Below are 11,863 nucleotides of genomic sequence, written 5' to 3'. Positions count from 1 at the left end.
AGTCGGATAGGCTAGATCAATGATAATGATATTTTATAAAGTATATATTTGGTTGCGAACCTGCCACATGCGAAACAATTTAAAAAGGCTGTTTCTTTGTTAACTTTCTTGTTAACCAATATCAGTTAATCACGTGGTTACACTCAAGGTTACGCATAAAAGGGCATTATCTTTGGTAACTAATCTTGGTAACCAAAATTTAGTATCCATAAAAATAGGTGTTTTCTTTGGAAACTTACTTGGAAACTTTGCTAACCAGCTTGCTAACTATGCACATACGACGATAAATAAAATCAATCATGCCCGCCTATCGTTCGGCTTGGGTGTTCGGTTCTCACCAATGCCCCATGTAATGCGGTTTGGTCTGTTGCTGGGTGTTCGATTTTTGAAGTGGACCATAGGCGGTTAGGTGTTCAATTCGCTGTTCACTTTTTGCCAATGGCTTGTTATTGCTGGCTTGGTGTTCATTTCTTTACAGGCTAACAATAATTAAATTCTAAATAAAAGCCCCATCTAAAAAATGAGGCTTTTAAATAAATGTAATTTTTTATTCTGCCTTACTATCAACTGAATTTTGATTATGTCTTTGTTGTAGAAATAATATTGTCATTACAGCCACGATAATACCAATGGTTAAACCTGCTAGCTTCAAATGTCCAAGCCATGCAAAGTAACAAGCTACTGCAAGTAATACTAATCCCATTATTAAAGCAAAAATTTGACCACGAGATTTTATCTGTATTTCCTTTTCTCGAACAAGTGCAGATGCCTCCTGTTCTTTGATATTTGCATTATCAATAACTTTTATTCTTTCTAAATTTTGTCGATTTAAATCCATTTCTTGATTTTTAATATTCATGTTAAATTCTTGCTGTTTAACAATCATATCAAATATTTCTTTAGCTGAACCAGGGACTGTTTTTTCATATTCATTAAGAAACTGTGGAGGTAAAAATGGCGTTTCCATACTAGTACTTGTTACCATAATACCAGTAGAAGGCTGATTATTAGTAGGTATATAATCAGCCTTTATTGAATCCTCTTGTGCGATTACTACAGGATTATCAGCTTCATGTTGATTATCTTGGGTCACGCTAATAAAGCCTTCAATTTTGTTTGCTTATGAGAAGGTAATTTATCAACTTGTTTTCTTGCCACTTTTTTAGTAATTAAGCCAACTTCTACCCAAGCCTCGTGACTATTTACTTGCTGTACTTCTTTAATATCAATTCGAGCAGGTTTTACAAAGTTTGGTGAAGTATGTCCAGTTGATGGTAATAGGCAAAGAATAGACATCATACCTTCTCTAAATACAGTAAATTTGCTCATTTTTTAGCCTCTATCTCATCTATTAGTTCGGTTTTTACTAATATAGGGCATTTATATTATCATACCTAATAGTTAAAAATATATCATTGTGATATGTTTTAGTAGGTTTTTGCTAACATTTCCTAATCAATCGAAAGCATTTATTTATATATGTTATAGGTATTAAATGTTTAAAAAAGTAAGAAAAAATACTTGAATGCTTTTTATGGACTCGCAAAAGTCCGCTATATGCTCACCATTTGCGCTATGCGCTCATCTGTGGTGTTGGTAGTATGTTTTATCCAATGGCGTAACGTGGCGATATGGGGCAATAGGTGGGCGTGAAATAGTTTGCACCCAATAAAAAAGGGGTGTCGTAAAATCTACGATACCCCATCATGCCAGCTTAAAGGGTCGCATTTTAAATGTAACCCTTTATCATGCCCGCCTAATTGGTGGCTGGTGGCAATGGTAAATACTGGCTAGTGTCTAGATACTCAATATCGCCCCAATCTGATTTAAACCACTTGTAGCGGTTGCCTCCTGCTAGTAGCAGAACCTGCCATTTATTTTTACCACTTCTTTTTACAATTTTCCCGTTATGAATATTTATTCGCACTGGGTTTTTATTTCGCTGGGCTATCTCAAGTTTTCTTTGACTGATAAATATTTTCTTATCAGCAATAGTTAAATATATCTTTGTGTCATGGGTCATATTTGACAATCCTATCTTAGCTAAATTCATATAAAAATAAGAAAATGCTACTTAATTACTTAAACTGGCTGTAACCCTTGCTATGACTGGCTTTAACTTAAGTAATTACCTTAAGTAACGCCTACTTAAATTACTTAAGTTGGTGATTTTATAAGCTAGTTTAAGTAACTTAAGTAATGGCTACTTAACTACTTTACTTAAGATAAACCCTTGCTATGACTGGTCTTGCTAGGTTTTTAAGTAATTAAGTAGCGTTGTGGCATTTTTATAGTTATTTGAATAAACAAGGGTTAATTAAAATCACCCTTTTTTTGCCCTCTTGCTCTTGGCGTATATATCCCGCCTGCTCTAATTTATCCAATTCTTGTTGCAGTAGTTTGTTACTGCGTTGCATAGGCATAGGGCAGGAATTGGCTACATAGGTGCGGTTAAGTTTAAATAGCCTATCTTTGCTGGCTCTGTCCACTAACCAATCAATTAGCTTTTGGGTGTCGCTTTTCTCGCTGGTTTTAATATCAAGGTAACGCAATCTTTCGGCTGTTGAGTATTCCACCAACATAAACGCCCGTTCTAGGTAGTCCACTGATACCGATTTTTGGCAGTCAAAGAAAGCCATTAATGAGGCTATACGGCTGGCATTTTGCGCCATGCGTGAGGCAAACGCCTTTAAAAATTCGTATGCGTTGCCTTTGGCTTGGCGGTTCTCTACTCGTTGCTGAAAGTCCGCTAGGGCTTGCCTTGCTTGGCGGTTCTCAAAAGGCATATTTAGCCTTATTTCTTTTCCTGTAGGGTCTTTGGTTATTTCAGTGGGTAAAGGGTCTAATAAAATATCGCACCTTGTCCAATACGCTTGCAATCGTGGGTCATCATGCGGGTTATTGTCCAATCTTTCAGGCGTATTCCATACCCGTTGCCCTTGTAGGCTATCGGGGCAAGCCAATAACGCACGGGCAAGAAATCCTTGTTGTACTAGCATAGGGTCGGTTAAGGCTGGCTCTAAGATAATGCGCTGTCCTTGTAGGTCTAGCGTTAACCTTACGTTATAGGCATTTGTTTTAAACTGCGGGTTTGCGCCTCGTTGTGAGCGTACACGGCTAACGGGTGAACCGTCCCACAATTTAGCAAGGCTGGCTATGGCATTGCCTGCGGTATCGCCTTTCATGGTATGCCCATTAAAAAATTGCCCTGCGTCATCTGTTGTCCATGATAGGTTAGCCTTATCATCTAAAATAAATTGGTCTAAGATTGCCTCAATCGTTCCCTCTTGAATAAGCATACTATCATTGCTGGGCTTGGCATTGCTTTGCAAGTATTCTTTGCGCTCTTTACCCTTAAGGCTGTCTACTTCGCTTTTCCATTCGTTTAAAAGCTCGATATAGGTTTTATAAATGCGCTCGTCCCATTTGTTTATGCTGTAGTGTGATAACTCACTGGCAAAAGTTTTACCGCTACCACTTCCGCCCTCCGTGATTAGAAATAGGCTGACTGGCTTATGGGTGTGTCCAATGGGTGCATTAATGTAGCGTTGCCCAATGGTGGATAATGCCCCTAAAATACATTGCCCCGCCATTGCTAAGGGTACTTGTGCATGATAGGCGACTGCCTCCATTGCCTGCCTTAAAACCCCTTGCCATGCTTCAATAGGGTAACGGGTGGCGGGCGTGTTGGTGTCCTCCAGTGGTTCGGGTTCGCTCCATTCAATGCCGTTTAATTCTATAACTTTGGTATCACTTAAAGCCAAAATATCATTGATTGAATAGGTAACGATTAAGTCCTCTAATATGTCCACTACCTTAGCAAGTTTGACGTTATCGCCCTTGAAAGTGCGTTCATATTCTAAGCCTTGCTCATAATCAGTAATAATCATTACTTGGCTTTGTTTGGCGTGGGCTTTGACTAGGTTATAAAACTGCCCTTTATCAAGCGGGGCTATAACGGTGTAGTCCTCGCCCCGTGTTTTGGTGTAGATTGCTATAATCATGGCAATATCTAAATCATTGATGATTAAAACTTGCTCACCATTACCAAAAATAAACCCATCATTTTTAAAGTCATGCAATAAAAACGGCTCTGTATTGTCCAATGGAAATATGGCAAGGTTTGAGGGTTGGTAATACTGGTTGCATAGAGCCAGTGCTATGCTGTTGACGGTTTGCTTTGGCTGTCCATCTACATCAATATTGCTATTTATAAATTTTAGCTTGTCATCACTAAGCAAAACAGATAAATTATTCAGCGTTTGTTTGTGTTTGCTGTTTTCTAGATTATCCGTTGTTGCTGTCGGATAACTTGCTAGTAGTTTTAAGAAGTCCATGCCGTTGCCTGCGGTGTGGGCTTTTTCATTTGTAGTAAGATTACTCATCTTAACCCCTTGCCAATGGCTTTAATTTTGCGCTGGTTGCGTTCTGTGTCGTGGCTTGAACCTCTACAAAACGTAGGTAAACAAAGCGCATAACGCACCTTATTTAATAGTATTAAAATTTTACTCATGCTATTATTTCCATAAGGTCATGTGGTGTGACTTGGGGCGTTATCTGTAAAAGGATAATGCCCTTTTTCATGTTTAAACCATTTTTAAAAATAGTATTTTTTGCTTTCATTTTTGATGATTGCTTTCTAAAGTTTTTTGGTGCATTTTGCACAAATTTTGGTGCGTGAATTGATGTTTGTTGCACGCTCTATCCCTTGACTGGCAAGGGATACAAGCTTTTTGATAATTACCCAAAACTGCCCGTTTTGGTGCGTGAAATCGTGGTTTATTTCTTCTTTGGTGCATTTTTTGGTGCATTTTGCACAAATTCTGTTGCATGAGTTGATGTTTGTTGCACGCTCTATCCCTTGACTGGTAAGGGATACAAGCTTTTTGATAATTACCCAAAATTGCCTGTTTTGTTGCGTGAAATCGTGGTTTATTTTCTATTTTGTTGCTTGCTTCCACTGGCTGACACTGGGTAATCACTACCAAAATCGTCAATAACAAAATAGCGATATTGATTGTTTGGATAATCTCGCCCAACTTTGCCATAATTTTGCCAATATTCTGCCCATTGATAGAACGTGGTAGCTTGTTTGGGTGTTGGGTGGTATGTTTATATCGTCTCATGTTGAAACCCTTAAAATTGCCTGTTGTGGTGGCTCTATAAATACTGCCCTTTTAATACTGAATACTTGATTAGGGTTCACGGCTTGTAAAAACTCTACAACGGTTTCGGCGGTCCAGTAATCCATGAATATATCGGTATTCGCTGGTTGTATCGGCTCATCATTCATTACTACAAAATAATCATCATTCGGGTTTATGGGCTCGATATCAGGATATAGGCTCATATCTCGCCCGCCTTTTGGTTATCCTGTGATGACTCATTCAATGCCTTGACCTGTTCTTGTATATCCCATATTTCAGCAGTCAAGATATCAAACTCATTTTCTATCTGTTCAGGGCTAAGGCGGCTATTCATTGCCCAATTCGCCATAAATTCGGCTTGGTGCAGTAAGTCATCTAAACTTTCGGATAATGGATTCAACTGGTATTTCATGTCATGCCCCTATTACTGATTGAATATAACCAGGCTCTAACCAATACTCTTTTACTCGCTTGCCATTTGGTAGTTTGATAAATTGGCTTTGAATGGGTATGCCATCATCTCGCCTTAAATCGCCATAGCGTTGCGAGGCACTCATGCAACCGAATAAGTCTAATACTTCTAAAGGTGTCCTACGGTTGCCCGCCATTAAATCAGCAAGTAATAAGCGTTTGTGCGTTTTAGTATCGTTTGGGCTTGGGGTGTTGTTTGTCATGGTTTGCCCCTTATGCTGTCTTATTGTCTAAATAGTCGATTAACTCACTATTTCTAAAATAATGGGCGTTACCTATAGTGATAGGCTTTACAAACTTGCCCGCCTTAATCCAACGTGTGAGCGTCAAAACGTGGATTTCCAATAGCTTTGCTACGGTGCTGCGGCTGGTTATGCCTTTAGGGTTGTTGGCAAGGTCGGTAAAGGTGGGTAGTGGTTCACTTGCCACCTTTTCGGTTGGCGTGGTGTTCACTTGTTGCAGGGTTTTGTTGGTCATTGCATTAACTCCTAATCGGTTTGTTATCGAAAGTTGTTAAGGCAATATTAAGTTTTTAACCAGATAAATAACACTTAGTAAAAAATATAAGTGTTTGATTCTTATCAATATTCAACGATATTCAACGATACTCATCAATATTCAACGATACTCATCAATATTCAACGATATTCAACGATACGAATTATTTTGTAATTTTATGTAAAAAAGGCAAGCTTTGATAGCTTACCTTTTTCTAAACCTTATTTCATGTATTTCTAGCCTTGCAAAACTGGTCTTAAACTCCACTCAAGCGATAACCTCACATAAATAACGCCTTTTGTAGGTCATTCAGTGGTAAAAAAGGATTGTCTAAAATATCGCCTAGCTGGTCTATCTGCTCATGGGTCATCACCAAAATATGCGCGTTTGGGGTGGGCTTGGTGTCCAATGCTGGCAAGGTTTTGCTATTGGCTTGGCTGTTATTCATGGCTAATTACTCGTTTATGGCTTTGGCGTTTTTGAAGTCCACAAATAGAATATTATCCATCTTGCCCGACTTAAGCTGGTCTAAGTAGTTCGCCCAATCGTTCATCATCTTAATGCGCTCATTTATAGCCTCCATGCGGTTATAGGTATTGCCGTAAACGTCTGGCATACTTCTACCGCTTTGAATTTCGGTTATTAAGTGGTTATAACCTAGCCTTTCCATAAGCAAAGTTTTCGCACTGGCTCTAAACCCATGCGGGCTATGTACGTTTAAATAACCCTTGCCACAATAATTTTTACCCATGCCCGCCTTGTTCATGCTTGGGTCATTTAATATTCGGTTAATTTGCTGGGGGTCTGCGTGTTGCCCTTTTTTGCGCTTGCCTGTGTAAAAAACGTATTCCATACCGCCTGTTATTTCGTGCATACGCTCTAAAATAGCTATGGTTTGGGGTGCTAGTGGTACTACTAGGCAGTCCACCATATCATGACGATTTTTCCCTTTTTGTGGCTCAAAAACCCACATTTTTGCCTCTAAATGAATATCCGCCCACTTCATAGCGCAAACGTCACCAATACGGACAAAAGTTAAAGCCAGTAATTGCAATATCTCTTTTTGAAATAGTTTAGCGTTGGTTATGTTGTCAATCTCTTTTAACAGTTCTGCAAATTCTGCGGGCGTGATAAGTGCTGGGCGGTGATCGCTTCGTGTGGGCTTTAATGCCCTTGCCCCTGCGAGTTGCAATACTGGGTTATGCTCAATCAAGCCATTGATAACCGCATGGGCAAAGATACGCCCTGCAATGGCTTTTACTCGGTTACCCTTTTGGATATGGGTCTTTTGGATTTCTCTAAGCAATCGTAAAACTTGGGGCGTGGTTATGCTACCAATAGGCATCTTGCCAAAAGTGGCAATTAATGGCTTTAGCTGATATTCCCAATTCACAATCGTTTGCTTGGCTCGTACATAATCGGGGTTGTTGGTTTGTTCATTTAGCCAATCTTTAGCCACTGCCTCAAACGTATTATCTAGGGCATAGGCTTGTTTTGCGTTTTCCTGCTCTTTATGGGTCAATGGGTCAATAGTTTGGGCAAGTAATGCCATGTTATCATTGTAAGCCTGTTTTGCTTGGGCTAGGCTAAAGGCGGGGTAACTGCCCAATGTCATGTAAGGGCGTTTACCTGTGTATGGGTGGGTGTAGCGGTGTCTAAATTCGGCTTTACCATTTGGGCGTATGCGTAACTCTAAACCCTTAAAGCCTGCAATAGGGTAACTGGTATCTTTAGATACGCCCGCTTTAATGAATTTATCAATTTGGGTTACATTACTGATTGATGGATTAGCCATTAAAAAACCTGCTAAATTTTGGTAGCCACTTTGGTAGCCGTTTATACTGCTTAATAATGTTTTCGATTGTTTTCGATTATTTCTAATAATAATGGGCAATGCTAGTAATAGCAATGGGTGGTGTTGTCGTTTGTTAGGGTTTGTATTCGGTTGTTATCGTACAAATTTCGCTTTAGGTGGTTGTTTTTTTTTGGTATGATGAGACACCTTTTATCATTTTTAGCTTTGTTTTAATTAGGATTATAGCTGTCATGGCAGACTTATTAGCAATTCAACAATCAGAGCAACCGATTGGCACCACACTGACCACCCAAAGCCGCCCAACTCGCGAGCAAATCCAAGCTTGGTTTGAATTACCTTTGATGGATTTACTGTTGCTCGCGCAAAATAAACTTCGCGAACACTTTCCACCCAATGCGGTACAAATCAGTACCCTGCTATCAATAAAAACAGGCAACTGTCCTGAAGATTGCGGCTATTGCTCACAGTCAGGACACCATAGCACCGACTTACAACCTGAAAAGAAAATCGAAATAGAAAAAGCGATTATCGAGGCCAAAAAAGCCAAAGCAGCAGGCTCTAGCCGTTTTTGTATGGGTGCGGCGTGGAAGCACCCAAACGATAAAGATATGCCCTATGTGGTTGAGCTGATTAAAGAAGTCAAAGCATTAGGGTTAGAAACTTGTATGACGCTTGGGATGTTATCGGGTAACCAAGCGCAAGTACTTGCTGAGGCGGGACTGGATTACTACAACCATAACCTTGATACCTCACGCGAATACTATGACCATATCGTCTCCACCCGTAGTTATGATGACCGCCTAACTACCCTTGACCATGTGCGTCAAGCAGGCATTAATATTTGCTCAGGTGGTATCATCGGTATGGGTGAAAGTCGTGATGACCGCATCAATCTACTCACAGAACTGGCTAATCTGCCAAAACCCCCTGAATCGGTACCAATCAATATGCTGGTACCCATCGAAGGCACACCGATTGCCGATCAGCTGCAAGGCACGCGCTTGCCTGTGCTTGAGTGGATTCGCACCATTGCTGTCACGCGCCTTGCTTGCCCAACTAGCTATGTGCGTATTGCCGCAGGTCGTGAAGGCTTAACCGATGCCGAGCAAGCCATGTTGTTTATGGCAGGTGCCAATTCTTTCTTTTATGGGAATCGTTTATTGACCACCGATAATGCTACCACCAACCATGATGATCAGTTGATTGCCGATTTAGGGTTGACGGTTGAACAAGCCGAGCCTAGACAAATCCCGGTGACCAATGCGATGAATGGTCGCATCGGGAGTTTGGCTGTCGTTTAATAGCCCAACAAACCGCCGAAGTGGCGGTTTTTTCTTAGATGCTTTAACGATGCTTTAACAGAGTCCAACAGTATGTTAGCCAATTTTGCCCTTCAATCAGCCCTTGATGAACAGCGCCAAAAAGACCTGTATCGTCAACTGACGCCCATTAGTCAAGGCGTGACGCCCACCATTGACGTAGATGGCAAAACCTACGTCAACTTTGCCAGCAACGATTATTTGGGACTTGCCACCGACCCGCAGCTCATACAAGCGTTTAGCCAAGCTGCAAAAACCATCCAGCAAGTGGGTAGTGGCGCATCGCACCTGATTACGGGGCATACGCTTTGGCATGAACAATTGGATACCATCCTTGCCCAAGTGACAGGTTATGAACGGGCATTAGCTTTTAGCACAGGGTATATGGCAAATGTCGGTGTGATTCAAGCGTTGTGTGGTAAAGACAGCGTGATTTTTAGCGATAAGCTCAACCATGCCTCCATTGTCGATGGGGCAATCCTTAGCCGTGCCAAAGTCATGCGTTTTGGGCATCGCAATTATAGCCAATTAGAACAGCTGCTGTCGCAAAGTAGCGCTAAGCAAAAACTGATTGTCACCGATCATATTTTTAGTATGGATGGTACCATTGCCGATTTGGATGCGCTGCATGCGTTAGCGGTTCGCTATGAATGCGCCTTGATGGTAGATGATGCCCACGGTTTTGGTCTGCCCTATCAGGCTTATAAAAAAGCCCAACCGCAAGCGGATATCTATATCGGTACCTTTGGTAAAGCGATAGGTACTAGTGGCGCATTTGTCGCAGGTTCGAGTGAGTTGATTGACTATGTGGTCAATTTTGCCCGTTCATTTATTTATACCACGGCGATGCCCCCTGTGCTTGCCAGCGTGACAAAAACTAGCATTGCCATCTCACAAACTGATACGTTGCGCAGTGACCAATTACTTGCTAACATCAAGCAGCTCAGTCAAGGGCTATTGCAGCAAAATTGGCAAGTAGGTATTGATAATCAAATACCGACCACCGCCATTATTCCTGTGGTCATTGGCAATAATGATAGAACCCTGCAGCTTGCCAACGCGTTAAAATCTCGCGGTTTTTGGGTCTCGGCAATCCGTCCACCTACGGTGCCGGTAGGCACAGCACGGCTACGCTTTTGCGTGAGTGCTCGTCATAGTGAACAACAAATCTCGGATTTACTTGCTGTCATGCAGACTTTAAAATAACGGCTATTTGCAGACTTTTTTAGGACAAGGTTATTTAGAGTAAGCTGATTTAGGTTAAGCTTATTTAGTTGCATCATCATCGGGGTAAGCAATGACAGAATATTTTTTATGGTTTAAAGCCTGGCATGTGATTTCATTGGTGTGTTGGTTTGCCGCGATTTTTTATCTACCACGCTTGTTTGTGTATCATGCCATGAGTGCCGATAAAATCAGTCAAGAGCGATTTGCATTGATGGAGCGTAAACTGTATCGCGGCATCATGACACCTGCGATGATTGCCACTTGGATTTTTGGTTTGTGTATGCTGCTACCCAATTGGGACAGTTATAAAACCCAAGTTTGGCTACATATTAAGCTAGCCTGCGTCATTGCGTTGACGGTATATCATGTAGCTTGTGGTCGATTTCGCTTAAAACTGATTGACAACCCTAACTATAAAACCCATGTTTTTTGGCGGTGGTTTAATGAGGTGCCTGTGTTTATTTTAGTCGCCGTGGTGATTTTGGTGATTGTTAAACCGCAATTTGGCGCGTAATCATTTTGGCACTTCATGGGTTAGGGTTAAATCATAGCGCAAGGGTTCAATCATAGAAGGTTGCCATGATTGCCTGCGCTATTTTCGGTGAGCGCAAGGTGTAAATACGGGTCAAGGTCAGCTTGTTTGAGCAGCCAATCGACATAATCAGGCGGCAAGTCTTTAATAGCAACCCCTTTATGTTTGCCAAAGCGTATTACCGTGGGTTTTCGGGCATGTTCACTGGCTTGATACAGCTGTGCCATATCGGTGATGCGATGCTGAGAGCAGATAGCTTTTAATACCAAAAAAGTAAACCAAATATCGTATTTGGCACCATGCGCGAATTTGATATTTTTTTTGGCAACCTGCGGCTCAAAAAAACACAGTAGCGCACCCAAACTATGGCTATCTAGCTGCGGGAAAAAATGCCGCGCCAGTGCCAAAGTGCAAATACGCTTAATGTTTGATAAATCACAGTCAGCATTGGTCAGCACGTCAGCATCAAAGTCGATATTGTGCCCAATAAGATACTCGCAGTCTTCTGGTAACTGAAAATCAGTATGCGGCGGCTTGTCTGCCACATCGTCGTCAAAAATCCCTGTGATGGCTTGGCTGCCCAAAGTAATTTTTTTGTGTGGGTTAAAGCGCTGCTCAAAGGCGTTGTGGGTCTGTAATATCAGCTCGCCTGCTGGACTAAACACCACGCCAATGTAGGCAATTTCGGTTGCATGTGGCTCAACCAATCCATGCGCTTCTGTATCTAAAATATAACTACTCATAACCTTAAAACTTACTAAATCGCTCAATTCACCCGTTGTAGACAATCATCATACACGATTTGGCGATAGCTTCGTTAGGTTTTCAGTATCTTGGGTTTTCGGTATCTTAT

General features: G+C 41.2%; 15 protein-coding genes. 3 read left to right on the top strand and 12 right to left on the bottom strand.

Annotated features, from left to right (window positions below; translation table 11 throughout):
* Positions 1-547: 547 nt before the first annotated feature.
* The 11 genes from RTP55_RS05590 to RTP55_RS05540 form a co-directional block, all read right to left on the bottom strand.
* The gene (locus tag RTP55_RS05590; protein WP_040403103.1) at positions 548-1,093 is read right to left on the bottom strand and encodes a DUF2335 domain-containing protein; all 546 of its coding nucleotides are present in this window, start codon (positions 1,091-1,093) and stop codon (positions 548-550) included.
* Positions 1,090-1,329 carry a hypothetical protein gene (locus RTP55_RS05585; protein ID WP_007115023.1) on the bottom strand — a complete coding sequence of 80 codons (240 nt, stop codon included), beginning with the start codon at positions 1,327-1,329 and terminating at the stop codon, positions 1,090-1,092. The genes RTP55_RS05590 and RTP55_RS05585 overlap by 4 nt, the downstream gene beginning before the upstream one ends.
* Positions 1,330-1,756: 427 nt before the next feature.
* Positions 1,757-2,023, bottom strand: a complete 267-nt coding sequence (locus tag RTP55_RS05580; RefSeq protein WP_312384800.1) for a hypothetical protein — start codon at positions 2,021-2,023, stop codon at positions 1,757-1,759.
* A 271-nt stretch (positions 2,024-2,294) separates the two neighbouring features.
* Positions 2,295-4,385: a DUF3987 domain-containing protein gene (locus RTP55_RS05575; RefSeq protein WP_312384798.1), complete on the bottom strand. Its 2,091-nt coding sequence runs from the start codon at positions 4,383-4,385 to the stop codon at positions 2,295-2,297.
* Between the two features lie 234 nt (positions 4,386-4,619).
* Entirely contained in the window at positions 4,620-5,126 is a 507-nt protein-coding gene (locus RTP55_RS05570) for a hypothetical protein (RefSeq protein WP_312384795.1), read from the bottom strand.
* A complete protein-coding gene (locus RTP55_RS05565; protein WP_007115027.1) occupies positions 5,123-5,350 on the bottom strand; it encodes a hypothetical protein in 228 nt (75 codons plus the stop codon). Before RTP55_RS05565 ends, RTP55_RS05570 begins: the two co-directional genes overlap by 4 nt.
* Positions 5,347-5,559, bottom strand: coding sequence for a hypothetical protein (locus tag RTP55_RS05560; RefSeq protein WP_007115028.1), 213 nt, complete (start codon positions 5,557-5,559; stop codon positions 5,347-5,349). Before RTP55_RS05560 ends, RTP55_RS05565 begins: the two co-directional genes overlap by 4 nt.
* A 1-nt stretch (position 5,560) precedes the next feature.
* Positions 5,561-5,821: a helix-turn-helix domain-containing protein gene (locus RTP55_RS05555; protein WP_312384793.1), complete on the bottom strand. Its 261-nt coding sequence runs from the start codon at positions 5,819-5,821 to the stop codon at positions 5,561-5,563.
* Positions 5,822-5,831: 10 nt separating this feature from the next.
* The gene (locus tag RTP55_RS05550) at positions 5,832-6,095 is read right to left on the bottom strand and encodes a helix-turn-helix domain-containing protein (protein ID WP_007115030.1); all 264 of its coding nucleotides are present in this window, start codon (positions 6,093-6,095) and stop codon (positions 5,832-5,834) included.
* Positions 6,096-6,396: 301 nt separating this feature from the next.
* Complete coding sequence (locus RTP55_RS05545; protein WP_007115031.1) at positions 6,397-6,564, bottom strand: hypothetical protein; 168 nt, start codon at positions 6,562-6,564, stop codon at positions 6,397-6,399.
* A 6-nt stretch (positions 6,565-6,570) separates the two neighbouring features.
* Positions 6,571-7,911: a tyrosine-type recombinase/integrase gene (locus RTP55_RS05540; RefSeq protein ID WP_007115032.1), complete on the bottom strand. Its 1,341-nt coding sequence runs from the start codon at positions 7,909-7,911 to the stop codon at positions 6,571-6,573.
* A gap of 251 nt (positions 7,912-8,162) precedes the next feature.
* On the opposite strand from RTP55_RS05540, the gene bioB reads away from it, so the two are divergent.
* The 3 genes from bioB (at position 8,163) to hemJ (ending at position 10,992) form a co-directional block, all read left to right on the top strand.
* Entirely contained in the window at positions 8,163-9,233 is a 1,071-nt protein-coding gene (gene bioB, locus RTP55_RS05535; RefSeq protein WP_312384790.1) for a biotin synthase BioB, read from the top strand.
* Positions 9,234-9,305: 72 nt separating this feature from the next.
* Positions 9,306-10,457: an aminotransferase class I/II-fold pyridoxal phosphate-dependent enzyme gene (locus RTP55_RS05530; protein ID WP_312384788.1), complete on the top strand. Its 1,152-nt coding sequence runs from the start codon at positions 9,306-9,308 to the stop codon at positions 10,455-10,457.
* A gap of 91 nt (positions 10,458-10,548) precedes the next feature.
* On the top strand, positions 10,549-10,992 hold the full coding sequence (gene hemJ, locus RTP55_RS05525) for a protoporphyrinogen oxidase HemJ (protein WP_007115035.1): 444 nt from the start codon (positions 10,549-10,551) through the stop codon (positions 10,990-10,992).
* A 50-nt stretch (positions 10,993-11,042) separates the two neighbouring features.
* Here the strand turns inward: hemJ and RTP55_RS05520 are convergent, their stop codons facing one another.
* Entirely contained in the window at positions 11,043-11,753 is a 711-nt protein-coding gene (locus tag RTP55_RS05520) for a 3'-5' exonuclease (protein WP_312384785.1), read from the bottom strand.
* Positions 11,754-11,863: the final 110 nt, after the last annotated feature.

It is taken from the genome of Moraxella sp. CTOTU47579, assembly GCF_032004885.1.
GTDB lineage: Bacteria > Pseudomonadota > Gammaproteobacteria > Pseudomonadales > Moraxellaceae > Faucicola > Faucicola tetraodonis.
The sequence above is the reverse complement of the archived record's forward strand: the minus strand, read 5'-3'. Positions and strand labels throughout refer to the sequence as shown.